Source organism: Pseudolysinimonas yzui, from assembly GCF_014653215.1.
GTDB lineage: Bacteria > Actinomycetota > Actinomycetes > Actinomycetales > Microbacteriaceae > Pseudolysinimonas_A > Pseudolysinimonas_A yzui.
Genome location: NZ_BNAI01000007.1, coordinates 40,339 through 64,402, shown reverse-complemented (window position 1 = coordinate 64,402; position 24,064 = coordinate 40,339). Strand labels below are relative to the sequence as shown.

Annotated in this window: 23 protein-coding genes and 1 tRNA gene; 18 read left to right on the top strand and 6 right to left on the bottom strand. The window is 71.1% G+C overall.

What is annotated here, in order from left to right; genetic code table 11:
* Positions 1–40 precede the first annotated feature (40 nt).
* From IE173_RS13135 to IE173_RS13105, 7 genes are all read left to right on the top strand, one after another.
* Positions 41–1,009: a sugar ABC transporter substrate-binding protein gene (locus tag IE173_RS13135; RefSeq protein ID WP_191283973.1), complete on the top strand. Its 969-nt coding sequence runs from the start codon at positions 41–43 to the stop codon at positions 1,007–1,009.
* A 79-nt stretch (positions 1,010–1,088) separates the two neighbouring features.
* A complete protein-coding gene (locus IE173_RS13130; RefSeq protein WP_191283972.1) occupies positions 1,089–1,778 on the top strand; it encodes a VOC family protein in 690 nt (229 codons plus the stop codon).
* A 2-nt stretch (positions 1,779–1,780) separates the two neighbouring features.
* Positions 1,781–2,638 carry a fumarylacetoacetate hydrolase family protein gene (locus IE173_RS13125; RefSeq protein ID WP_191283971.1) on the top strand — a complete coding sequence of 286 codons (858 nt, stop codon included), beginning with the start codon at positions 1,781–1,783 and terminating at the stop codon, positions 2,636–2,638.
* A complete protein-coding gene (locus IE173_RS13120; RefSeq protein WP_191283970.1) occupies positions 2,638–4,593 on the top strand; it encodes an acetoacetate--CoA ligase in 1,956 nt (651 codons plus the stop codon). The genes IE173_RS13125 and IE173_RS13120 overlap by 1 nt, the downstream gene beginning before the upstream one ends.
* On the top strand, positions 4,590–6,182 hold the full coding sequence (locus IE173_RS13115; protein ID WP_191283969.1) for a bifunctional 3-(3-hydroxy-phenyl)propionate/3-hydroxycinnamic acid hydroxylase: 1,593 nt from the start codon (positions 4,590–4,592) through the stop codon (positions 6,180–6,182). Before IE173_RS13120 ends, IE173_RS13115 begins: the two co-directional genes overlap by 4 nt.
* Entirely contained in the window at positions 6,179–7,402 is a 1,224-nt protein-coding gene (locus IE173_RS13110) for an acetyl-CoA C-acetyltransferase (protein ID WP_191283968.1), read from the top strand. The genes IE173_RS13115 and IE173_RS13110 overlap by 4 nt, the downstream gene beginning before the upstream one ends.
* A 25-nt stretch (positions 7,403–7,427) precedes the next feature.
* A tRNA-Arg gene (locus IE173_RS13105) sits at positions 7,428–7,499 on the top strand.
* A gap of 25 nt (positions 7,500–7,524) precedes the next feature.
* Here the strand turns inward: IE173_RS13105 and IE173_RS13100 are convergent.
* Complete coding sequence (locus tag IE173_RS13100; RefSeq protein WP_229842104.1) at positions 7,525–8,328, bottom strand: SDR family NAD(P)-dependent oxidoreductase; 804 nt, start codon at positions 8,326–8,328, stop codon at positions 7,525–7,527.
* A gap of 104 nt (positions 8,329–8,432) precedes the next feature.
* Between IE173_RS13100 and IE173_RS13095 the strand changes: the two genes are divergently transcribed.
* The 6 genes from IE173_RS13095 to IE173_RS13070 all read left to right on the top strand — a co-directional run bounded on the left by IE173_RS13095 (position 8,433) and on the right by IE173_RS13070 (position 13,853).
* Complete coding sequence (locus IE173_RS13095) at positions 8,433–9,368, top strand: ribokinase (RefSeq protein WP_229842103.1); 936 nt, start codon at positions 8,433–8,435, stop codon at positions 9,366–9,368.
* A gap of 15 nt (positions 9,369–9,383) precedes the next feature.
* Positions 9,384–10,082 carry a deoxyribose-phosphate aldolase gene (gene deoC, locus IE173_RS13090; RefSeq protein WP_191283967.1) on the top strand — a complete coding sequence of 233 codons (699 nt, stop codon included), beginning with the start codon at positions 9,384–9,386 and terminating at the stop codon, positions 10,080–10,082.
* 117 nt (positions 10,083–10,199) lie between these two features.
* Complete coding sequence (locus tag IE173_RS13085) at positions 10,200–10,757, top strand: OsmC family protein (protein WP_191283966.1); 558 nt, start codon at positions 10,200–10,202, stop codon at positions 10,755–10,757.
* A 19-nt stretch (positions 10,758–10,776) separates the two neighbouring features.
* Entirely contained in the window at positions 10,777–12,039 is a 1,263-nt protein-coding gene (locus IE173_RS13080) for an NAD(P)-binding domain-containing protein (RefSeq protein ID WP_229842102.1), read from the top strand.
* Between the two features lie 68 nt (positions 12,040–12,107).
* The gene (locus IE173_RS13075) at positions 12,108–12,938 is read left to right on the top strand and encodes an SDR family NAD(P)-dependent oxidoreductase (RefSeq protein WP_229842101.1); all 831 of its coding nucleotides are present in this window, start codon (positions 12,108–12,110) and stop codon (positions 12,936–12,938) included.
* A gap of 18 nt (positions 12,939–12,956) precedes the next feature.
* Complete coding sequence (locus IE173_RS13070; RefSeq protein WP_191283964.1) at positions 12,957–13,853, top strand: NAD(P)-dependent oxidoreductase; 897 nt, start codon at positions 12,957–12,959, stop codon at positions 13,851–13,853.
* Between the two features lie 84 nt (positions 13,854–13,937).
* On the opposite strand, the gene IE173_RS13065 is transcribed toward IE173_RS13070, so the two are convergent.
* Positions 13,938–15,191 carry a hypothetical protein gene (locus IE173_RS13065; protein ID WP_191283963.1) on the bottom strand — a complete coding sequence of 418 codons (1,254 nt, stop codon included), beginning with the start codon at positions 15,189–15,191 and terminating at the stop codon, positions 13,938–13,940.
* 139 nt (positions 15,192–15,330) lie between these two features.
* Between IE173_RS13065 and IE173_RS13060 the strand changes: the two genes are divergently transcribed.
* Both IE173_RS13060 and IE173_RS13055 read left to right on the top strand, forming a co-directional pair.
* Positions 15,331–19,089, top strand: coding sequence for an AAA family ATPase (locus tag IE173_RS13060; RefSeq protein ID WP_191283962.1), 3,759 nt, complete (start codon positions 15,331–15,333; stop codon positions 19,087–19,089).
* Complete coding sequence (locus tag IE173_RS13055) at positions 19,076–19,240, top strand: hypothetical protein (RefSeq protein ID WP_191283961.1); 165 nt, start codon at positions 19,076–19,078, stop codon at positions 19,238–19,240. Before IE173_RS13060 ends, IE173_RS13055 begins: the two co-directional genes overlap by 14 nt.
* 93 nt (positions 19,241–19,333) lie before the next feature.
* Here the strand turns inward: IE173_RS13055 and mscL are convergent, their stop codons facing one another.
* Genes mscL through IE173_RS13040 form a run of 3 tightly spaced genes read right to left on the bottom strand, consistent with a single transcriptional unit; the run spans position 19,334 to position 20,658 of the window.
* Positions 19,334–19,759: a large conductance mechanosensitive channel protein MscL gene (mscL, locus tag IE173_RS13050; protein WP_191283960.1), complete on the bottom strand. Its 426-nt coding sequence runs from the start codon at positions 19,757–19,759 to the stop codon at positions 19,334–19,336.
* An 11-nt stretch (positions 19,760–19,770) separates the two neighbouring features.
* Entirely contained in the window at positions 19,771–20,052 is a 282-nt protein-coding gene (locus IE173_RS15630) for an FmdB family zinc ribbon protein (RefSeq protein WP_191283959.1), read from the bottom strand.
* Between the two features lie 30 nt (positions 20,053–20,082).
* Positions 20,083–20,658 carry a 5-formyltetrahydrofolate cyclo-ligase gene (locus IE173_RS13040; protein WP_191283958.1) on the bottom strand — a complete coding sequence of 192 codons (576 nt, stop codon included), beginning with the start codon at positions 20,656–20,658 and terminating at the stop codon, positions 20,083–20,085.
* A gap of 36 nt (positions 20,659–20,694) precedes the next feature.
* Here IE173_RS13040 and galU point away from each other — a divergent pair, with 36 nt between their 5' ends.
* Both galU and IE173_RS13030 read left to right on the top strand, forming a co-directional pair.
* On the top strand, positions 20,695–21,609 hold the full coding sequence (gene galU / locus IE173_RS13035; protein WP_191283957.1) for a UTP--glucose-1-phosphate uridylyltransferase GalU: 915 nt from the start codon (positions 20,695–20,697) through the stop codon (positions 21,607–21,609).
* Positions 21,606–22,253 (top strand): GNAT family N-acetyltransferase, encoded by a 648-nt coding sequence (locus tag IE173_RS13030; protein WP_229842100.1) that lies wholly within the window; start codon positions 21,606–21,608, stop codon positions 22,251–22,253. The genes galU and IE173_RS13030 overlap by 4 nt, the downstream gene beginning before the upstream one ends.
* A gap of 136 nt (positions 22,254–22,389) precedes the next feature.
* On the opposite strand, the gene IE173_RS13025 is transcribed toward IE173_RS13030, so the two are convergent.
* The gene (locus IE173_RS13025) at positions 22,390–23,064 is read right to left on the bottom strand and encodes a hypothetical protein (protein ID WP_191283956.1); all 675 of its coding nucleotides are present in this window, start codon (positions 23,062–23,064) and stop codon (positions 22,390–22,392) included.
* 96 nt (positions 23,065–23,160) lie between these two features.
* On the opposite strand from IE173_RS13025, the gene IE173_RS13020 reads away from it, so the two are divergent.
* Positions 23,161–24,036, top strand: a complete 876-nt coding sequence (locus tag IE173_RS13020) for a hypothetical protein (RefSeq protein ID WP_191283955.1) — start codon at positions 23,161–23,163, stop codon at positions 24,034–24,036.
* The last annotated feature ends 28 nt before the right edge of the window (positions 24,037–24,064 follow it).

Genomic DNA, 24,064 nt, shown 5'->3' with positions numbered 1-24,064 from the left:
ACCACCTCCTCCCACCTCAGAGAAAAGGAAAACCCACCTCATGAAACGCTCCGTTCTCGGCATCGTCGCCGCAGCAGCCGCGTCCGTCCTCGCCCTCACCGGGTGCACCACCTCCGGCGCACCCGATGGCGGCTCCGACGACGACACGTTCCGGGTCGCCGCCTTCAGCGCGGGCTACGCCAGCCCGGCGATCAAGTACGTCGTCGACAACTTCCAGGCCCAGGCCGAAGCCGAAGGCTGGGAGGTGCAGCTGTTCACGACCAACGACGACTACGACGGCCTGAACAGCTACGTGCAGACCGCCACCACGCAGGACTTCGACGCCTTCTTCCTCGCCGGGTTCGACCCGCGGGCGCTCGGCGTCGGAATCTCGGCGGCGAACGATGCCGGCATCCCGGTGTTCGCGATCGACGGCGACCCGCAGCCCAACGACGTCTTCACGCTCGACGTCATCTCCGACCAGCAGAGCCTCTCCGACATCTCGGTCGGGCTGCTCGACGAGGCGCTCGGCGGCCTCGACGGCAAGAACGTGCTGATGGTCGAGTTCGACCCGGCGCTGTCGATCTCGGCCCGTGCCGCGATCAGCCGCGAGCAGATCGAGGCGGCGGGCGCCACCGTCGTCGACACCTTCAAGGTCGTCAACATCTCGGCCTCCGTCGACAGCACGCTCGCTTACGTCAAGGACTACCTCCAGGCCCACCCGGGCGGCCTCGACGGCATCTGGGCCGGCTGGGCACCCGCGGGCATCGGCGCCTTCCAGGCGGTCGCGGAGTCGGGTGCCAACGTCAAGGTCGTCTCGGCGGACACGATGGGCGCGATCAACGAGATCGTCGCCAGCGGCGCGCCGCTCGTCGGTGCCGCCATGCAGGACTGGGACGCCGCGCTCGCGGAGCTCATCGCCGGAATCAACGAGTACCGCGAATCCGGCGAGGTCGCCTCGAACTACATCGCGGTACCCGGCATCCGGATCGACCCGTCGAACGCGGCCACCGTCGAGGTCGGCTACTAACCCCATCCGGGCCGCGCGCAGGTCGCGCGGCCCGGCACCGGGCCGACCGGCCCGACCCTCACAGAAAGCAGGAGAACCGATGGCTTCCGATAAGTCCGTCTACGCCACCACCGCGAAGCCGCGGCCGATCCGGGTGCCGAAGTTGCATCACGCGACCTTCATGACGATGGAGATCGATCCGATGGTGCGGTTCTATGAGGCGGTGTGCGGGTTGCAGCCGGTGTTCTATTCCGAGCACGCCGCCTGGCTGACCAACGATGAGGCGAATCACCGGATCGCGTTGCTGCGCATTCCGGGCACGAAGCCGCCGGTCGACAAGCCGCACACGGCGGGGCTGCACCACACCGCGTTCGAGTACCCCGACTTCGACGCGTGGCTGGACAACTATGTGCGACTGCGGGATGCCGGCATCCGTCCGGCGTTCTGCATGGATCACGGCATGACGATGTCGATCTACTACGCCGACCCCGACGGGAACGGCATCGAGATCCAGGTGGACAACTTCCACGACTGGGGCAAGTCCACCGAATGGATGTGGGCGTCCCGCGAGTTCAGCGAAGACCAGCTCGGTCCGCAGTTCGACCCCGACAAACTGGTCGCCGCCCGCGAAGCGGGACTGGATCATGACGAGATCCACCGCCGCGCCTACGCCGGCGAGTACCGCCCCGCCGTCGAGGTTCCCAACCCGGCCTTCCCCGACATCTGGGCGCAGAAGATCGCCGCCAACCCGGCGCTGCTCGACGGCGTGCCGCTGCCGGAAGGGGCCTGAGCATGCGGATCGCGAATCTCGCGGGACGCGCCGCGCTCGTCACCCCTGAGGGCGCTGCGGTCGACATCGCGACGGCGAGCGGCGGGCGCTTCGGCCCCGACCCGATGGCGATCTACGAGAACTGGGCCGAGTTCGCGGCGTGGGCGAAGGCCGCCCCCCTCGAGAACGCGACCGCTTTCGACGAGGCCGACCTCGGCATCCCGGTTCCCCGCCCCCGGCAGGTGCTGGCGATCGGCGTCAACTACAAGGATCATGCCGACGAGGCCGGCATTCCCGCCCCCGACGAGCTGATGGTCTTCACGAAGTTCTCGTCGAGCCTCGCGGCCCCGAACGCGGTCGTCGAGCTGCCGAGCGACGACGTCGACTACGAGACCGAGATCGTCGTCATCATCGGCGAGGGCGGCCATCGCATCGCGCGCGACGACGCCTGGTCGCACGTCGCGGGCATCGCCGTCGGGCAGGACTACAGCGAGCGCACCGTGCAGCGCCGGCCGCCGGTGCCGCAGTTCTCGATGGGCAAGTCGTTCCGCAACTTCGGCCCGTTCGGCCCGTACGTGGTGACCCCCGACGAGTTCCCCGACCGCGAGTCGATCCGCTTCTCGGCGACGCTCGAAGGTCCGGGCATCGACGGCACGGTGACGCTGCAGACCGGAGACACGGCCCAGCAGTTCTTCGGGGTCGCCGAGAGCATCCACCGGTTGTCGCAGATCGTGACACTGTTTCCGGGTGACATCATCTTCACCGGCACGCCCGCGGGCGTGGGGCTCTCGCGCGGGCTGCTGATGCGGCCCGGCTACCGGCTCACGACCACTCTCGACGGCTTCGGCTCGTTCACGAACGAGTTCGTCGCGGCATCGTGATGGCGGCAGTCGCCGCACCCGAGGTGACCTGGGCGCCCACGGAAGAGAGCATGCGGGCGACCAGCCTCTGGTCGTTCCGCGAGCTCGCCGCGCGGCGCTACGGGGTCGAGGCGAACGACTACGCCGAACTCTGGCGATGGTCGGTCGACGAGCCGGGCGAGTTCTGGGATGTCGTGCGCGAGCACGCCGGGATCATCGGCGACGGTCTCACCGGGCCGGCCCTCGCCGAGCGGCGGATGCCGGGGGCGGTGTGGTACCCGAACGCCCGGCTCAACTACAGCGAGAACGTGTTGCGCTGGGCTCGGACGCAGCCGGACCAGACGGCGATCGTCGGACTCGACGAGGACGGCGGTCGCGTCGAGTACACCTGGGCCGGGCTCGAGGCGGCGACCGCGGCTCTGGCCGCGCGGCTGCGGGAGCTGGGCGTCGGCCCGGGCGACGTTGTCGCCGCGGTGCTGCCCAACATCCCGCAGGCGCTCGTCGGCTTGCTCGCCACCGCGTCGATCGGAGCGATCTGGTCGGTGTGTTCCCCTGACTTCGCCGAACAGGCGATCATCGACCGTCTGGCCCCGCTCGCCCCGATCGTGCTGCTCGGGGCGAGCGGCTACACCTTCAAAGGTGCATCCATCGATGCGCGTCCCCGGGTCGCCGCCGTCGCCGCGGCTCTGCCGGGGTCACCCGTCGTCGAGTACGTCGACGACCTCAGCCGGCTGCCGAGCGCCCCGGCCACCTACACCCGGGTGACCTTCGAGCATCCGCTCTGGGTGCTGTTCTCGTCGGGCACGACCGGCGCCCCCAAGGGCATCGTGCACGGGCACGGCGGCATCCTGCTGGAGGCGGCGAAAGGCATCGGCCTGCAGTTCGATCTCGGGCCCGGCGACCGCTACTTCACGGCCGCGAACACCTCGTGGATGGTGTGGAACACCCTCGCGAACAGCCTCGCCGTCGGCGCCTCGGTCGTCACCTATCCCGGTTCGTCGAACTGGCCCGATGTCGACCGCCAGTTCGCTCTCGTGGCCGAATCGCGCGCCACCATGCTCGCCACCGGAGCCGCCTACCTCGCCCTCGTCGAGGACGCAGGTCTGCGCCCCGGGGAGCGGCACGATCTCTCCCGGCTGCACACGATCATGTCGACCGGATCGGTTCTCGCGCCCTCGACCTGGCGGTGGGTGCACGATGCCGTGAAGGCCGACGTGCACCTGAGCAGCGACTCGGGCGGCACCGACGTGTGCGGCGGCCTCATCGGCGGCAACCCGTGGCAGCCGGTGCACCTCGGCGAGCTGCAGGGCCCGACCCTCGGCGTCCCGGTGCAGGTGCGCGCCGCCGACGGCACCGAGGCGCCGGCCGGCGAGGTCGGCGAACTCGTGCTGACCGGGCCGCTGCCGTCGATGCCGGTCGCGTTCTGGAACGACCCCGACGGGGCGCTGTACCGCGCGGCGTACTTCGCCGACGACCCGGCGGTGTGGACGCACGGCGACTGGATCAGCCGCACCCCCCGCGGCGGCTTCGTCGTGCACGGCCGATCGGATGCCACCCTCAATCGCGACGGGGTGCGGCTCGGCAGCGCGGAGATCTACGCGGCGCTGCAGTCGATCCCCGAGGTGGTGAACTCGGTCGTGCTCGGCCTCGAGACGCCGGGCGGCGGCTACTGGATGCCGCTCTTCGTACAGCTTGCCGACGGGGCCGACCTCGACGACGAACTGGTGACCCGCATCCGGTCGACGATCCGGGCTCGCGCGACCGCCCGGCACGTGCCCGACGCGATCGAAGCCGTGCCGGGCATCCCGACGACGCACACCGGCAAGCGCATCGAGGTTCCGCTCAAGAAGCTCTTCGTCGGGCAGAACCCCGACACCGCGGTCACGCGAGGTTCCCTTGCCAACCCGGAAGCGGTCGACTGGTTCGTCGAGCGGGCGCGCGTGTTCCGCGCCGAAAACGGAAGGGAACGGACATGACCGAGACACACGGATCGCCCAACGCCGACGCCGACGTCATCGTCGTGGGGCAAGGGGTCGTCGGGCAGGTGCTCTCGCTGCTGCTCGCCCAACGCGGTCACCGGGTGGTCGCCCTCGAGCGCCACGCGGAGCCGTACTCGATGCCGCGCGCCGTGCACTACGACCCCGACGTGAACCGGCTGCTCGATGGCCTCGGCATCGACGCCGCCGAGCAGGCGACGTTCAGCGAGCCCGCCCTCAGCTACGACTGGCTGAGCGCCGACCGGCAGCTGCTGCTCACCTTCCCCAACGCCCTCGAGGGCGATCAGGGCTGGCCCGATTCGACGATGTTCGCGCAGCCCGATCTCGAGGCGGCGCTGCGGGCGCGGCAGGCCGAGCACCCGAATCTCGAGATCCGCTGGGGCACCGAGCTGACCGCCATCCACGACGACGGACGGCAGGTCACCGCGACGGTCGTCGGGCCCGAGGGCGAGTCGACGCTGAGCGCCGCCTACCTCGTCGGCTGCGACGGGGCGAACTCGACGGTGCGAGAGCTCGTCGGCATCACGGTCGACGATCTCGGGTTCAGTTCCGACTGGCTCGTGATGGATCTCAAGATGCCCCCGCGCGACTGGTTCCCCGTGAACGGGCAGATCTGCGATCCGCAGCGTCCGACATCCTGCGTCTCGGGCGGGCCCGGTCGCCGGCGGTTCGAGTTCATGCTGATGCCGGGCGACGACCTGGCCACCTTCGCGACCCCCGAGACCGCGTGGCGGCTCGTCGAGCCCTGGAACCTCACCCCCGCGGATGCCGAGCTGGAACGGCTCGCGATGTACACCTTCCACGCGCACTGCGCGACGCAGTGGCGGGTGGGGCGCACCTTCATCGCGGGCGACGCCGCGCACCGCATGCCGCCGTTCTTCGGCCGCGGCATGGTCTCGGGCGTGCGCGACGCGATGAACCTGGCCTGGAAGCTCGACCACGTGCTGCGCGGGGTCGCGGGCCCGGCGCTGCTCGACACCTACTTTTCGGAGCGTTACGCCCACGTGCAGTTCGCGCTCATGATGTCGGTCGAGCTGGGCCGCATCATCTGCGAGACCGACCCGCAGAAGGTCGCCGCGCGTGACGCCCACCTGCTCGAGACGGGCCCGTCGCCGCAGAACGCCATGCCGCCGATGCCGCCCGAACTGCTCGGACCCGGGTTCTTCGGGGGCGCACCCGGTGAGGATGCCGTGGCCGGCCGCATCGGCGTGCAGGGGCGCCTGCGTGGCGGCGACGGTTCCGAAGTGCTCGCCGACCGCATCAGCTGGGGCGAGTTCGTCGCCTTCGTCGATGCCCGCCGAGTCACCGAAGCCGAGGCGGAGCGCATCCGCGCCGCGAAGCCGGATGCGGTCGCCTGCAAGGTGATCGAGGTCGTGCCAGCGGGCGAAGAGCCCCGCAATCGCCACAGCGGGGTCGACCTCGACGGCCGGTACCTCGCCGCCTTCGAGCAGTCGGGGGCGCTCGCGATCGTCATGAGACCCGACCTGCACGGCTTCGGCGCGGCGACGACCGTCGAGGATGCGGTGGCTCTGATGGCAGCGCTCGGCACGATGGAGGATGCAGCATGAGCCAGGCTCTGCGCGACGACGACGCCGTGATCGTCTCGATCGCCCGCACCCCGATCGGGCGGGCCCGCAAGGGTGCGCTGGTCGACGTGCGCGGCGACGAGCTGGCCCGCCAGGTGATCGCCGCCGTGCTGGAACGCGTTCCCGAGGTCGCCGTCGACGACATCGAAGACCTCATGCTGGGCACCGCCGACCCGGCCGGCGAGCAGGGCTTCAACATGGCGCGGGTGGTGGCGACCCTGCTGGGTCACGACGGCCTGCCCGGCACCACGGTGAACCGGTTCTGCGCCTCGTCGATCCAGACGACCCGCATGGCGTTCCACGCGATCCGGGCCGGCGAAGGAGACGCCTACCTCGTCGCCGGCACCGAGTCGACCTCCCGCTCGGCCCCACCCTCCAGCGCCGGCAACCCCGCGTTCGACGAGGCCGCGGCGCGCACCGCCGAGTCGATGCGCGCGGGGAACGGGTGGCACGATCCGCGCCTCGACGGCACGGTTCCCGACGCGTACATCATGATGGGCCACACCGCCGAGTACGTCGCGCGGGTCACCGGCGTCACTCGCGGCGAGCAGGATGCCTTCGCCCTGCGGTCACAGCTGGCGGCGGCCCGGTCGTGGGAGGACGGCTTCTTCGCCCGCGAGGTCGTGCCGGTCACGCTGCCCGACGGAACCGTCGTCGATCGCGACGACTCAGTGCGGGCCGGCACGACGCTCGAGGGCCTCGCCGAACTCGAACCGGTGTTCGCAGTCGGCGGCACCGTGACGGCCGGCAACGCCTGCCCGCTCAACGACGGAGCATCCGCCGCCGTCGTGGTGTCGGGACGCTACGCCAAGGAACGCGGCCTCGAACCGCTCGCCCGCATCCTCTCGACCGGAGTCAGCGCGCTGTCGCCGGAGGTGATGGGCCTCGGCCCGGTCGAGTCGTCGCGGCGCGCCCTCGCCCGCGCCGGCCTGGGCATCGCCGACCTCGACATCGTCGAGATCAACGAGGCCTTCGCCGTGCAGGTGATCGCCTCGGCCCGCGAGCTCGGCATCGATGAGGAGAGGCAGCTCAACCCGTTCGGCGGCTCGATCGCGATCGGACACCCGTTCGGCGCGACCGGAGTGCGGCTCATCGGCACCCTGCTCAACGGCCTCCGCACCCGCGACGCCTCGCTCGGCATGGCCACCCTGTGCGTCGGCGGCGGCCAGGGGATGGCGATCGTGCTCGAACGGCTCAGCTGACCCGCCGTCTAGAATCGACCGGTCAGCCTCTGTAGCTCAATGGAAGAGCAGTTCCGTCCTAAGGAAAGGGTTGGGGGTTCGAGTCCCTCCAGGGGCACGAAGTCGGTGTCGCCCCGGCCGGGCTACGACGAGAGGAACCCGCCGTCGACCGGCAGTGCCGCGCCTTGTACGTAGCTGGCCAGGTCGCTGGAGAGGAACAGCACCACCTTGGCGACGTCGTCGGGGTAGCCCCAGCGGCGGTTGGCGAGACGCTGCTGGAAGGCGTACCCGGTCTTGGCGAGCTTGAAACTCAGTCGCAGGATCGCGTTCCGCACGAGCGCCTGGGTTCCCGGGGTGGTGATGGCGCCGGGGATGACGACGTTCGTGCGGAATCCCTTGCCGCCGTAGTCGCGGGCGAGGGAGCGGGTCAGGGCGAGCACTCCTGCCTTGCTGATCGAGTAGTGCACCATGTCGTCTTTGAAGGGCAGGATGGCTTCGACCGATGAGGTGTTGACGATGACGCCGCCGCGTGAGCCGCGCCGTGCGATGAAGTTCTGGCACATCCAGAACGTGGCGTTGAGGTTGATGTCGAGCGTGCGGCGCAGGTACGCCTCATCCACGTCGAGGAAGTCGCGCATCGGGTAGATGCCGGCGTTGTTCACGAGGACGTCGGGAACGGAACCCGTGCCCAGGCGCGTCCAGAGCGCGTCGATGTCGGCCTTGTGCTCGAGGTCCACCACCTGAAGGTCGTGCCCCGCGCCGGTCAGCGAGGCGAGGGTCGCCTGCAGGCCACGCGCGTCAGAGTCGACCATGACGAGCGTCGCGCCGGCTTCGTCGAACCGGGTGCAGATCGCGCGTCCGATGCCGGATGCCGCGCCGGTGACCAGGATCTTCTTGCCGGCGAACGAGAGCTGGTCGACCAGCGGCGTGCGCGTGCGAGCTTTCACGCTCGGAGGCTAGGGCGGGCTCGGGCGCATCCCCAGGGCCTTTGGTCTCATCGTGCGCGTCTCGCCCCATCCCGCAGCGGCGGGCGAACGCCTAGCATGGCGCCATGGTTCGAGGTCCCGAGCTGAGAGTCGCCGTCGCCGGCGGATACGGTGTCGGACTGACGATGCAGCTCCCGCGGTTTCCGCAGCCCGGAGAGACGGTGACCGACGGCGTGCTCAGTTCCGGGCACGGCGGCAAGGGGTCGAACCAGGCCGTGGGTGCGGCGCGCCTCGGCGCCGAGGTGAGCCTTCTCTCCGCGGTCGGCAGCGACGCGGCCGGCACGGATGCCGTGGCGATGTGGGCGGTCGAGGGAGTCGATGCCGGAGCGGTGCTTCGCGCGGCGGAGGCGACGATGACGGGCTTCATCCTGGTCGATGCGGCGGGGGAGAACTGCATCGCGATCGCGCCGGGCGCTCTCGGATCCCTGCAGAACGCGCACGCCGAGGCGTTTCGCAGCCGGATCGCGGGGGCCGACATCGTGCTCGTCTCGCTCGAGATCCCCCTCGCGGTGGCGGTGCGGGTGCTGGAGATCGCGGCCGAGGAGGGGGTTCCGACGATCCTGAATCCGGCCCCCGCCCCCGGAGCGCTGCCGGCATCCGTCTGGCGCCACGTCACGTATCTGACCCCGAATCGCTCCGAGGCCCTCGCCCTGCTCGGCGGGCCGCCTCGGTCGACGCCCGAGCTGGCCGCCGACCTCGCGCGCCTGACCGGCGGCATCGTGATCCTGACCTTGGGCGACGAGGGGGCGATCGTCGCGTCCGCGGCGGATCAGGTCGCGATCGACCCGGTGCCGGCCGCCGCGGTCGTCGACACGACGGGGGCCGGAGACGCGTTCAACGCGGCACTCGCGGTCGCCCTCGCCGCCGGCGTCGAGCCGGTCGCGGCGGCACGGTGGGCGGCGCAGGCGGGCAGCTACTCCGTCGCTCACGCCGGCGCGCTGCCCGGCTTGCCGCGGCGAGCCGACCTCGGCGAGCTCCCGCACGCCGGCCCCACCCCCTGAGAATCGAATGGAACCATGACCGCGGTCGCAGCCAACCTTCAGCCGTCCGAACTGGCCCCCTACATCCAGCACACGCTCATCGAGGTGGGCATCACCCGGGACCGCATGATCGCCCACGTCGAGGAGGCCGCCAGGTACTCCTTCGACGCCGCGATGGTGCCCGGGTCGTGGGTGCCGCTCGCCGTGGAGGTCCTGGCCGGCACCGGCGTGAAGGTGGCCTCCGCTCTCGACTTCCCGATCGTCGGCGTGATGACCAGCGCGGGTAAGGCCGCGGAGGCCGCGGAGCTGGTGCGTCTCGGCGCGTCGCAGATCGACATCGGCGTGCAGATCGGCTGGCTGAAGAGCGGGATGCTTGACGCGTTCCGCGAGGACATCGCCGGAGTGGTGCGGGCAGCGGGGGTTCCGATCAAGGTGATGCTCGAGCTGCCGCTGCTCACGGACGCGGAGAAGGAGGCCGCCGTCCAGCTCTCCGTCGAGGCGGGCGTCGCGTACCTGAAGAACGCCAGCAGCGGGCAGATCGAGACCGCGAACGTGGAGAGCATCCGCTACCTGGTCGACCGGGCCCCCGCGGGGGTCAAGGTGAAGGCCTCCGGCTCGATCAAGAGCTTCGCGCAGGCCCGCGATCTGCTCGCCGCCGGCGCCGCACTCCTGGGCACCAGCGCGGGCGTCGCCATCGTCACCGACCGCACCACCGACGCGACGGCGAGCTACTAGGCCGGAAACGCGTCGCAACGCGGCGTAACAACCCTCGATTCCCCGAGGATCGCGCACTAGCGTCCGAGGTGTCTTCGCGCGGACACCCCCGCGCGGTATCAGGAAGGAAGACACCACATGAGCACCACCGCCACCGCCGACAACGGAGTCAACACCGAGGCCCTCCTCGGGGCGCGCGACGCCCTGCGCGAAGCCCCCGAGGCCGCCCAGTTCACCTGGAAGGCCACCTCGGAGTGGATCCGCGGCACCCACTCGCGTCAGACCATCGAGCACTTCACCGGCCTCGGCGCCGGCCAGAAGCACGTCAAGGCGTTCGTGCTCGAGGGCGACCACCCCGAGGTCTTCGCCTCCGAAGACAACGCGCCGACCCCGGTCGAGACCGTGCTCGCGGCGCTCGCCGGGTGTCTCACCGCCGGTGTCGCGGCCGTCGCGCAGAACCGCGGCATCCAGCTGAAGAGCGTCAAGGCGACGGTCGAAGGCGACCACGACATCCTCGGCATCCTCGGCGGAGACCCCGAGGTGCGCAACGGCTTCAACGACATCCGCGTGAACTTCGAGATCGACGCCGATGGGTCGAAGGAAGACATCGCGGCGCTCGTCGCCCAGTCGCAGAAGCGCTCCGCCGTCTTCGACGCGCTCACGAACCCGACGAACGTCACGGTCAGCGTCTCCTAGTCCTCGCTACGATCGCGTGGTGCGTACCACTGTCGTGATCGTCGGGGCCGGGCATTCCGGTCTCGCCATGAGTCGCCGCCTCACCGAGCGGAGCATCGACCACGTCGTGCTCGAACGCGGTGAGGTGGCGAACTCGTGGCGGCGCGACCGCTGGGATTCGCTGCGCCTGTTGACCCCCAACTGGCAGAGCGGGCTTCCCGGGTTCGACTACGCCGGCGCCGACCCCGACGGTTTCATGACCTCCCCCGAGGTCGCCGACCACCTCGGGGCGTATGCGCGCGCCATCGACGCGCCCGTGCGCTCCGGGGTGACGGTCACGTCGGTCGCGCCCGCCGAGGCGAGCGCGGGCTACCGGGTGGTCACCGACGACGGCGCATACGACGCGGATGCCGTTGTGCTCGCGAACGGCGGCAGCGGCATCGCGAACCTGCCGCCGGTCGCCGACGGGGTGCCCAGCGGCATCCTCTCGCTCACCGCGAAGACGTACCGGTCGCCGGAGTCGCTCGCCGACGGGGGAGTGCTGGTCGTCGGCGCGTCGGCGTCGGGTGCGCAACTGGCGGACGAGATCGCCCGCGCCGGCCGCGACGTCACCCTCGCCGCGGGGGAGCACGTGCGGATGCCGCGCACCTACCGCGGCCGCGACATCTTCTGGTGGATGGATGCCGTGGGCGTTCTCGACGAACGTTTCGATGAGATCGACGACATCATCCGCGCCCGCCACGTGCCGTCGCCGCAGCTGGTCGGCAGCGACGACCGTCGCACCGTCGACATCGCGTCGCTGCGAGCGAACGGGGTGCGCGTGGTCGGCCGGGTGGGGCGCATCCACGACGGCGTCGCCCAGTTCTCGGGCGGGCTGGCCAACACGGTGCGTCTAGCCGATCTGAAACTCGACCGGCTGCTGGACCGTTTTGACGCCTGGGCTGAAACCGGCGTCGATGGTCTCACCGAACCGGTCCGCGCGGAGCCGACGGTCGTGGACGACGCGCCGCTGCTGGAACTCGATCTGGCCCGGGAGAAGGTCGGCACCATCGTCTGGGCGACCGGCTACAAGCCCGACTACTCGTGGCTCGACGTGCCGGTGCTCGACTACAAGGGGCGGCTCTCGCACGAGGGCGGCGTCATCCCGAAGTCGCCGGGACTCTATGTGATGGGCACGTCGCTGTTGCGCCGCCGCCGCTCCACCTACATCGGGGGAGCGGCGCAGGACTCCGAGGAGCTCGCCGAGCACCTCGCGGGTTACCTCGCCGGCCGCACAGCACCCTCCGCCGCCGCGATCCTCTGAGTCGCGTGGGACGTTGGTCCCGGCACCCCGCGCATCCGCGACCCTAGGTTGGCTGTCGAGAGAAGTCGATGGCCGCCCGCGAGGGCGGAGAGGAGCGGATCGTGGAGATCTCGGGCAAGACCTTCGTCGTCACGGGCGGCGGCAACGGCATCGGACGCGAGGTGGTGCTCGCGCTGCTCAACGGCGGTGGCCGGGTCGCCGCGGTCGACCTCCGGGAGGAGGGACTCGCCGAGACCGCTGCACTCGCTGCGGCCGGCGACCGGCTGTCGACCCACGCCGTCGACATCAGCGACCGCAGCGCCGTCGAGAAACTCCCGGCCGCGGTGCAGAAGGCCCACGGCGCGGTCGACGGCCTCGTCAACGTGGCCGGCATCATCCACCAGTTCAAGCCGATCAGCGAGCTCACCTTCGACGAGATCGAACGGGTGATGAACGTCAACTTCTGGGGCACCGTCAACACCGTCAAGACCTTCCTGCCCGTGCTGCGGGAACGCCCGGCGGCAAGCGTCGTCAACGTCTCGAGCATGGGCGCATTCGTGCCCTTCCCCGGGCAGAGCGCCTACGGCGCCTCGAAAGCCGCGGTGAAGCTGTTCACCGAAGGGCTCTACGCCGAACTGCGGGGCACCAGCGTCGCGGTCACGCTCGTCTTCCCGGGAGCCGTCGGAACCAACATCACCGCCAACTCCGGCGTGCAGATGCCCGGCAGCGCAGGGGCCGCACAGAACATGAAGATGACCACCGCCGTCAGCGCCGGCGCGCAGATCGTCGAAGCCATCGAGAAGGGCAGCTACAAGGTGCGGATCGGCAGCGACGCGAAACTGCTCGACCGCATGGCCCGCCTCATGCCGCAGCGGGCGACCGGCATCATCGCCGACCAGATGAAGAAGGCGATGGGCTGACCCGGCTACGGTCGAGGGGTGCGCGTCACCGTTCCCACCGAAGAGCTGCGAAGCCGACTCGCGGGTGCGGTCGAGGTCGCGATCTGGGATCTCGCTTCGCCCGCACCGTGGCCGGCGATCGACATCGTGGTGCCGCCGTACATGGGGTCGGTGAGTCTGCTCGGGGCGTTGGCCGGAGTCGACGTGCGCCTCGTGCAGAGCCAGAGCATCGGCTACGACGGGGTACTCGAGCGCCTGCCGCCCGGGGTCGCGTTCGCCAATGGCGCCAGCGTGCACGAGGGTCCGGCGGCCGAGATCGGGATGGCGCTGCTGCTCGCCGCCCAGCGCGACCTGCCGCGGTTCGTGCGGCAGCAGGATGCCGAGATCTGGCGCGGCGGATTCACCCGCGGCCTGTTCGGGCTGCGGGTCGTCATCCTGGGAGCGGGCGGGCTCGGCGGTGCGATGTTCGACCGGCTGCTGCCGTTCGGGGCGCGACCGGTGCGGGTGGCGCGGTCACGACGGGTGGACGAACGCGGTGCGGTCGCGGCCTTGTCGGAGCTACCCGGGCTGCTGTCGACCGCCGAAGCCGTCGTCATCTGCCTGCCGCTCGACGACGCGACGCGCGGCCTCGTCGACGCCGGCTTCCTCGCCGCGATGCCCGACGGCGCGATTCTCGTCAACATCGGCCGCGGAGCGATCGTCGACACCGACGCCCTGGTCGCGGAACTCGTCGCCGGTCGGCTGCGGGCGGCGCTCGACGTCACCGATGCCGAGCCGCTGCCGGCGAGGCATCCGCTGTGGAGCGCGCCCGGCATCCTCATCTCGCCGCACGTCGGCGGTCAGGTGACGACGATGCCGGATGCCGTTGAAGCCCTCGTGCGCCGGCAGATCGCCGCGCTCGCCGCGGGCGCCGACCCGGTGAACCTCATCCGGTGACCGACTAATCCGTCAATTCGGGGTGCTCTGACCGGGTAATCCGTCACATTTGCGACGGATTACCCGGCGCCGGCGTACCGACGGTCAGGAGCCGGCGTAGCGGGCGAGGTCGTCGGCGTCGCGGGCGCGGTTCTGCGCGCGACGGGCCGCGTCGAGGGCGGCGACCGGGTCGGACTCGTTCTCGGCCACGACGAGTTCGCGCTTGGCTTCGGCGAGTTTGCTGCGGGAACTCGCGCCGCCACCGCGGGAGGCGATGTAGTCCTCGACCGAGCCGATCTGGGCGCGCGCCGAGACGAGAGCCCCGGCGAGGGCGCCGCGGGCTCCGTCGAGCCGGCGCTGCTGATTGCGCGCGGCCGAGACGGCGACGTCGAGGGCGTCGTCGGCGTCCACCAGCCGGTCGAGTTCGGCGACCGGGTCGCGTCTGCCCGAGCCGCCGATCGCGGCGAGTTCGCCCTCGAGGGCGGCGATCGCGGAGTTGACAGCCGCCGACGAGTCGGGGTCGGGGGGTGCGTCGCGCAGCGCCCGGGCCTGCTCGAGGGCCTGCTGCTGCTCGGCGGCGAGGGTGCCGATCTCGGCGACCGCGGCGGCGAGTTCGTCGCGACGGTGCTCGATCGCGTCGAGCAGAGTCGCCGCCTCCCGGCCACGCCGTTGCGCGGTCTCGAGCGCATCGGTGACCGCGGTCACCCGGCTCGCGGCGATCGCCGCGTCGGCCTCGTCGGCCGCGGCCCGCGCCGCGGCGACGGCCTTCTCGGCGGCGTCGAGGTTGTCGGCGACCGGCGCCACCGCGGTCTCGACGTAGGTCGAGCGCAGCTCCGCGAGCACCTTCGCGGCGGCCGGGGTGCGCGCCTCCACCGCCTCGAGCTGCGAACGGATCAGCTTGAGCGTCTCGGGTGCGCTCGCCTCGCTGCGGCGCAGGTCGGCGAAGCGGGCGGCTTCGGCCTGCACGGTTTCGCGGGCGCGGTCGGCGAGAGCGCGGATGCTCTTCGCCCAGCCCTTGCGACGGTTCTCGCCCTCGGGCTCGGCGTCGTCGAGACGGTTCTGCAGCGCGAACGCCTGGTCGAGGTCGGCGCGCGCGCTCTCGAGGGCCCGGGCGAAGTCACGGGTGCGGTCCTCGCCGAACTGGGCGAGGGCGAAGGCGAGATCGTCGGCCGCCGCCCGTACGGCATCGTCGGCGCGCACCAGGGCGACGCCGGCATCCGTGCGTCCCGGCAGCGGGGCCTTCGCGGTGCGGCGGGCCCGGCGGGAGAGAAGCACGACCCCCACGACCGTCAGCGCGGCGAAGGCGACCGCGACGGTTCCGCCGGCCGTGCCGAAGGCCGTCACGATGTCGGGCGTCACAGGCACTGATTCTAGGTGGATGCGGATATCGAAACCGTGGTCAGGCACCGCGGGTTGAGTGCCGCGCCGGGAGGCGCGGTGTATCGAAACCCCGGACCACCTCCCTGGAAACCCGAGGATCGCGTCTTATCGTGGCGATGTGCGGCATGCCGATCGGCGGGAGGACGACCTCGGAATGGACGAGGACCAGTTCGACGCTGCCCCGGGGCGCGCAGAACCACCGCGTCCCGAGCTGAGCTCCGTCGACGGTGCGGGCGACTGGCGGCGCGGAGACCCGGCCGCCCCGGTGCGGGAACACTGGCGCGCCGAGCTCGCCCAGGTCGGCGGCCCCTCGCCGCTGCTGCACTTCGTCGACGACCCGACGACCCGCATCGAACTGTCGACGACCCACCCCGGCGGGCTCGCCCGGTTCATCACCGGCGCCAGCACTCTGCTCTCGCAGCTCATCCGCGACGACATGGCCCTGCGGGCCGCTCGCCTCGCCGCCGATCGCATCGCCGCGAAGGGCCTGGAACTGTCGAGCACCCGCGGCATCGACGCGATCCGCCTCGGCATCGGCGTCGCCACCTGGTCGGGACCCGACGGCGACTACTGCGCGCCCATCCTGCTGCGGCCGCTCGCGATCCGCCGCTACGGGCGGGATGTCGAGCTGAAGCTGCGCGGTGAGCCGGTGCTCAACCCGGCCCTCGCCCGCGCCCTCGACGCCCAGTTCGGGATCACCCTCGACGATCAGGCGTTCGTCGCACTCAGTGACAGCGACGGCACCTTCAAGCCGAACGCCGTCATCGACCAGTTGCGGGCGCTGACCGGCCACCTCAGCGGATTCGGCGTGCAGCCGCGGCTGATCGTGTCGGCGTTCGCCGAGGTCGCCGACGCGCTCGTCGCCGACGCGACCGGACTCGAGCATCCGGTGCTCGACGCCCTCGCCGGCAACCCGACCGCGAAGTGGGCGCTCGACGAGGGGCAGCACCCGGTCGAAGTCATCGACGCCGACCTGCGCGACCCGTCGACCGACTCGCTGCTGCTGGATGCCGACGCCGAGCAGGAGAACGTCGTCGCCCAGATCGCGTCGGGCAACTCGGTCGTCGTCACCACGATGCCCGGCACCGGCGGAACCCAGACCGTCGTCAACGCCCTCGGCGCGCTCATCGGGCAGGGCAAGCGCGTGCTCGTCGTCAGCCCGCGCCGGGGTTCGCTCTCCGGGATCTCACGCCGGCTCGCCGACATCGGGCTTCCCGGGGTTGCCGTGTCGCCGCGGAGCCTGCGCCGCGACCTGCTGCGCGGCATCACCCGCAACGAGCGGGCGACCGCTCCCGACATGACCGAAGTCGACGAGGCCCTGGTGCGGTTGCGCGGGGTGCTGCTCGACTACCGCGAAGCCCTCACCCGCCCCGACCCGATCCTCGGCGTCTCGGTGCTCGACTGCGTGACCGAACTGTCCCGCCTCGCGCTGCTGCCGCATCCTCCCGCCACCACCGCGCGACTCGACCGCGCCGCCGTCGAGCGGCTCGCCGCCAACCGCGCGCCCGCCGCCGAGACGATGGTGGAGGCCGCGAAGCTCGGCGAGTTCCGCTACGGCCCTGCGGATTCCCCCTGGTACGGCGCGGTGTTCGTCAACGGCGACCAGGCCGCGGCGGCGCACCGTCTCGCGAAGCGCCTGCACGGGGAGTCGGTGCCCTGGCTGCTGGTGCGCGCGCAAGAGCTGATCAGCGCGACCCGCATGCGGCCGTTCGAGTCGATCGCCGAACTCGGTGTCTACCTGCGGTTGCTCGCCGACATCCGCGACACCCTCGACCGCTTCGTGCCCGCCGTCTTCGACCGCTCGCTCGCCGAACTCGTCGCCGCGACCGCTCCGCGCCGCGAAGCCCCCGAGATGAGCGCCGGCGATCGTCGGCGGCTCACCCACCTCGCGAAGGAGTACGTGCGCCCCGGGATGCACGTGCGCGACCTGCACGCGGCGCTCGACGCGATCCAGCGGCAGCGCATCCTCTGGCAGCGCTTCGTCGCCACCGGGGTCACGCCCGAAGTGCCGACCGGGATCGCCGAGGTGCAGGCCGCCTGGGCTCAGGTCGCCGCCGACCTCGAGCAGCTCGACGAGCCGCTCGGTCGCACGACGCGGGAGACGTCGCTGCTCGGCCTGCCGCTGCATGCCCTCGGCGAGACGCTCGGCCGGCTCGCGGCAGACTCCGACGCCCTCGCCAACCTCCAGGAGCGCGCCGAGCTCGTCGGCGTGCTGCGCGCCCTCGACCTCGACGCGCTCATCACCGACCTCGCCAACCGGCACGTGCCCGAAGAGGGCGTCGCCGCCGAACTGGAACTCGCCTGGTGGCGCAGCGCCCTCGACTCGCTGCTGCAGAACGACCGCGCGCTGCTCGGGGCGAAGACCGACGTGCTCGAACGCCTCGAAGCCGACTTCCGGCTCGTCGACGAAGCGCACGTCGCCGGCAGCGCGCAGGCGCTCGCCCACCGCCTCGCGGAGGGCTGGAAGATCGGGCTGCTCGACTGGCCCGAAGAGGCCGCGGCGCTCAAGAGCATTCTGCGTGCCGACGATGTCGACGCCGTCACCCTGCACACCGCCGCCCCGCACCTGTCCCGCGCGCTCGCGCCGGTCTGGCTCGCCTCGCCGTACGAGATCGACCGGGTCGCGCCCGAGATGAGTTTCGACACGGTGGTGATCGTGGATGCCGGCGCTCTCACCGTCGCCGAAAGCGTCGGCGCGATCCGCCGCGCCAAGCAGGTCGTCGTGTTCGGCGACGCCGTCACCGAAACCCCCGCGCCGTTCTCGATCGGCCTGCGCGACCTCGACGCCGAAGAGGCGCCGACCGACGCCCGCATCCTCGACGAGCTGCACGCCCGCTCGGTGCTCGCCCGGCTCGGCGCGGTGCTGCCCGCGCTCGCGCTGACCCGGTCGTACCGCGCGGGTGGGGAAGACCTCGCCCAGCTCGTCAACCGCCGCTTCTACGGCGGAGCCATCGACGCCCTGCCGTGGGCGGGCTCGTTCCTCGGGCACGGCAGTCTCGTGCTGGAGTACGTCGAAGACGGCACCGGCATGCCCGACCCCGTCACCGGGTCGGTCGAGAGCGTGGATGCCGAAGTCAATCGCGCCGTCGAGCTGGTGTTGCAGCACGTCGAACAGCGCCCGCAGGAATCGCTCATGGTCGTCACCGCGAGCGAGAAGCACGCCGCCCGCGTCTGGAAGGCCGTCGCCGAGGCGATGCCCGGCAATGCCGCCCTCACCGAGTTCGTGCTGAGCGACCGCGCCGAACCGTTCGACGTGCTGCCGATCGGCCGCGCGTCGGCGCAGAGCCGCGACCGCGTCGTCTTCTCGGTCGGCTACGGCCGCACCCCGCACGGGCGCGTGCTCAGCGACTTCGGGCCGCTCGGCAAGCCCGGGGGCGAACGGCTGCTCGCCATCGCCATGACCCGGGCCCGCCGTTCGCTCGTCATCGTCACCTGCTTCCGCCCGGCGGACATCGAAGAGGGACGCCTCGGCCACGGCGCGGTCGCGCTCGCCGAGATCCTCGACGAGGTCGCCGCCCGTCGCGCCGAACCGCCGCTGCCCGACGATTCCGACCCGATGCTCGTCGACCTCTCCCGGCGGCTCGCCGCGCGCGGCCTGCGGGTCGCGCTCGGCCACCGCGGAAAGCTGGGTCTCGTCGCGGCCAACGGAGGCACCTGCGTCGTCGTCGAGACCGACACCGTGCTGCTCGGGCGGTCGCTGCGGGAATCCCTGCGGCTGCGACCCGAGGTGCTGCGCCGGCTGGGCTGGCACTACGCCCGGGTGCACGCGTTCGAGCTGTTCAGCGATCCCGACGCCGTCGCCGACCGCATCGCCCGCACGGCCGGGGTTCAGGTCGCGACGGTCACCCAGGAGATTCCCGTCATTGCCGGACACTGAGCCGGCATCCCCGCCGCCTCGGCGGCGTCGACGTCGAGTGACGACGCCTCCGCCCCCCGGCAGTGACCCGACGCCCGTCGAAGAGCCCGACCAGCATCCCGAGGGTGAGAACGACGCCCGCCTGCGCGACGACAAACCCCCGCACTACTGAGGCGACTTCGGTGGTCGAGTAGCCCGCGAAGCGGGCGTGTCGAGACCTGGCGCGCGGTCTCGACACGCGCCTTCGGCGCTACTCGACCACCGATTACGGCAGCTGCTGGGCTTTCAAGAGGTCGCGGATCTCGGTGAGCAGCTCCTGCTCGGTGGGCACCGGTGGCGGCTCGGGCTCGTTCTTCTTCTTGCGCCCGAACGGGTGCTTGCGGAAGTAGTTCATCGGCACGATCAGTGCGAAGTAGACGACCGTGGCGATCAGCAGGAACTGGATGAGCGCCGAGATGACGCGGCCCCAGGCGAGCACGATCGCGTCGCCCGCCCCGTCGGATGACTCGGGCCGCAGCACGATGCCCGCCGTGCTCAGGTCGTCGGAGTTGAACAGCAGGGCGATCGCCGGGTTGAGGATGCCCTCGACGAGTCCGGTGACGATGCCGGTGAACGCGGCACCGATGACGACGGCGACGGCGAGGTCGATGACGTTGCCGCGGAGGATGAACTCCTTGAAGCCCTTGAACACGATCGGTCGGCTCAGCCGGCGGGGGTTGCGGCGGGCGCCGGGGCCGGCGACGCGGGCGGCGCCGACGACGACGACGAGTCAGACGACGCAGACGACGAACCGCCCTCCTTCGGCGCCGGACGGCTGTCGTTGCGGTAGAAGCCGGAACCGCTGAAGGTCACCCCGACGGCGGAGAACAGTTTGCGCAGCCGACCGCCGCAGGACGGGCACTCGGTGAGCGAGTCGTCGGTGAACGACTGGTGGATGTCGAATGCGGTCGCACACTCGGTGCACCGGTAGGAGTAGGTGGGCAAGAGGGTCCCCAGGGTCAGAACGCGCGTCAGTCAGAAGGTGACAATGCCACTCGGAGTCACGACGCCGTTCACCGGCATGTCGTGGCGCTCCCGCGGCACCGCGTCGACGAGCTCGTCGTCGAAGATCACAGCATAGACCGGTGGGCAGCCCTCCATCGATCCGAGGGTCTTGTCGAAGTAGCCGCGCCCCCACCCCATCCGCATCCCGGTGCGGTCGACGGCGGCCGCCGGAACCAGGATGAGGTCGACGTCGTTGATCGCGATCGGCCCGAGCAGTTCGGAGGTGGGCGTCGGCATGCCGAGGATGTCGGCATCCTCTTCTTTGCCGTCATACGGCGCCCAATCGAGCAGGCCGTCGTCGCGGGAGATCGGCAGCAACACCCGCAGCCCCTGCTCGGCGGTCCAGCGCAGAAAGGGGCGGGTGTCGGGCTCCTCGGGCAGTGAGAGGTACGCCGCGAGGGAGCGCGCGCCGACATCGGTCGTCAGCCGGCGCAGGTTGGCGGTGAGGCTCGCGGAGTCGTGGTCCTCCTGGGTGGAGGTGCGGATGCGGCGACGCTCGCGCAGTTCGGCCCGCAGCGCGCGCTTCTCGCTCTCCACATCCTGCACATCTTCGAGCTTACGGGGCCGGTTACGCTGGGTCGCATGCCTGCTCCCATCACGAAAGCCGTCATCCCCGCTGCCGGCCTGGGGACGCGATTCCTCCCAGCCACTAAAGCCATGCCGAAAGAGATGCTGCCGGTGGTCGACATGCCGGCCATCCAGTACGTCGTCGAGGAGGCGGTCGCCGCCGGCTTGCACGATGTGCTGATGATCACGGGCCGCAACAAGAGCGCGCTCGAGAACCACTTCGACAAGGTCGGCGAGCTGGAGCAGATCCTCACCCGCAAGGGCGACCTCGAGAAGCTCGAAAAGGTGCGGCACTCCACCGACCTCGCCGACGTGCACTACGTGCGCCAGGGGGATGCGCTCGGCCTCGGTCATGCGGTGCTGCGCGCGAAGATGCACGTCGGCGACGAGCCGTTCGCCGTTCTGCTCGGTGACGACATCATCGATGCGCGCGACGTGCTGCTCAGCCGGATGCTCGAGGTGCAGGTCGCCCGCAACACGACGGTGGTCGCCCTGCTCGAGGTCGACCCGTCGCAGACGCACCTCTACGGCATCGCGACCGTCGAGCAGACCGACCACGACGATGTCGTGCGCATCACCGGGCTGGTCGAGAAGCCCGAACCGGGCACCGCGCCGTCGAATCTCGCGGTCATCGGTCGTTACGTGCTGCGCCCCGAGATCTTCGACATCCTCGAGACCACCGCGCCGGGCAAGGGCGGGGAGATCCAGCTCACCGACGCGCTGCAGGCGCTCGCCACCGGGCCCGACTGGGCGGGGGGCGTGCACGGTGTGGTGTTCCGCGGTCGCCGCTACGACACCGGTGACCGGCTCGACTACCTCAAGGCGATCGTGCAGCTCGCGAGCGACCGCGACGACCTCGGACCCGATTTCCGCGCCTGGCTGAAGCCGTTCGCCGCGGGTCTGCCGGGTGACGCTCCGGCGGAGTCGTGAGCGTTCCGACGCTGCGTGACGGGTCGATCGCGATCCGGCCGATCCGCGTCCGCGACGCCCGCAGGCTCGAACGCGAGTTGCTCGACAACCGCTCCTGGTTGCGTCAATGGGAGGCCACCAACCCCGGGGGGCCGATCGGCTTCGACGCGAAGGCCAGCATCCGCTCGTTGCTCGCGCATGAGCGCACCGGCAACGGGGTGCCGTTCGTCATCGAGTCCGACGGCGAGTTCGCCGGCCAGCTGAACGTGTCGGGGATGTCGTACGGCTCGCTGTCGTCGGCATCCATCGGCTACTGGGTCGCCGAGCGGTTCGCCGGCAAGAACGTCACGCCGACCGCCGTCGCGCTCGCCACCGACCACGTGTTCTTCGGCCTCGGGCTGCACCGCATGGAGATCTGCATCCGCCCCGAGAACGCCGCGTCGCTGCGGGTCGTCGAGAAGCTCGGCTTCCGCTACGAGGGCCTGCGCCGCCGCTTCATCCACATCAACGGAGACTGGCGCGACCACTTCTGCTTCGCCCTCACCGTCGAGGAGATCCCCGAAGGCGTCCTCCGCCGCTGGAAAGACGGCCGCGTCCCCGCGGGAGTCGGTTCGGTCCCAGCCGCGGACAAAGCCGAGGCAGAGAAGCCCCTCCGCCTCCGCTAACGAAGAGCCCCGGGGGCGATCCCCACAGGTGGGCTGACAGCGTTGTCGCAGTCGAGAGGGTGCCCGGTAGGGCGCGCGAGTCAATCGGGGTAGGGGTCCCCGCTCTTGACTCGCGCGCCCTACCGGGTGCCCGACCCTACAACCAGGTAAACGGAACGAGAGCGGTGAGCACCGAGGTAACCAGGAAGATCGACCCCCCGGTCGCGATGAGCACCCATTGCAGCACCGGCCGTTTCACCACGGCGGCGATACCGAGAAGGAACAGCGTCACGGCCATGAGCGTCGTGTAGAGGCTGAGCAGGTCGCCGCGGTAGCCGAGTTCGTCGCCTTCGGCGCGCAGCGCGACCGCGTTGTCGTTCTCCTCGGCGTAGCCGCCGAACAGGGCGGTCTGGTAGTCCTCGTCGGCCTGCGGGTCGTGCCAGAACTCGGGGTCGGACTCGTCGAGGGCGGCGGCGTTCTGGATGGCGGCATCCAGCTCTTCGGAGACGCCGATGAAGTACAGGTCGTCGTACTGCGCCGCCGCGGTGGCGTCGCCGGCATCCGCGGCGATCGCGTAGGCGGAGAGCTGCTGGATCGTCTGGGAGTCGAGCACGTACTGCTGGTTGCCTTCGAGGTAGAGCGACTCGGCGAGGGTGGCGGCCGTCTCGCTCTGCGAGATCTTGTCGTCGCTGTGCCCGCCGTAGATGCCCGACTGGAACGAGGTGTACGCGGTCGCGGTCGCGACGACGCCGAGCATGATGACGGTGATCAGTTCGACGTGGCGTTTCCACCAGGGGGCGGTCGGGTCGGGGGTGCTGGGGGTTTCGGGCATGCGGGAACCCTAGCGTTCACCGGATGCCCTCCGCGCATCCTGGGCGCGCGGCGCGGCACCCCAGTCCTGGGGTGCGCGAAACGTACTCTGACGGTCATGGACGGCACGGGTGCGGGTACGGCGATCATGCTCGCCGTCGCGGCCTTGCTCTGGTTCCTCTACCTCGTGCCGACGTGGCTGCGCCGCCGCGAATACCTGGCGACGGAGCGCACCGCGACCCGGCTGCAGCAGACCATCCGGGTGCTCGCCGAGACCGCCGAGGTGCCCGACGCCGTGCGCCTGGCGGCGACCGCACGGGAGGCGGCTCGGCAGGAGCGGCTGTTGCGCGCCGAGCAGCGTCGAGCGGATGCGATGGCCGCCCGTCAGGTGGCCGCGGTGCGTCGCGAGACCCCGGCGTCCGCGCCCCGCCCGGCTCTCGACCCCGACGTGCTGCGTCGGCGCCGGATGCGCCGCACCCGGCTCGGAGCCTCGCTGCTGATGGCCACGGCGACGGTGATCGCGCTCGTGCAGGTGTGGCTCATCGCGACGACCGGCATGACACCCGGTGCCGTCGGGGTGCTGGTTCTGGCCGGCGCGGCCGGCGCCGTCGCGATCGCGGTGCAGCGCCGCCTCGACGCGCGCGCGATGCCGCGGGTGACGTCGGCGGCGCGCGAACGCACGGCGGTGCAGCTGCGTGACCTCGCCCAGGAGGCGCGGGTGGCATCCTGGACCCCGACTGAGATCCCGCGCCCGATGTACTTGTCCCGGCCGGCGCCCGAGCCGCTCGCGCCGCGGCCGGACCTGCAGGAGGCGCTGCGGGCGGCCGCCGCCGATGCCGAGGCGACGCTGCGTGCGGCTCAGACGTCCCCGGAGGTCGCGCGGCTGCGCTCGTCGCGCCCGTCGAAGTACGCCGGGATGGGCGTGCTCGGACCCGACGCGGTGCAGCAGACCGACCTCGACGAGGTGCTGCGCCGGCGGAGGTCGGCGGGCTGAACCGGCCTCGTCGGGCTGGTAGAGTCGT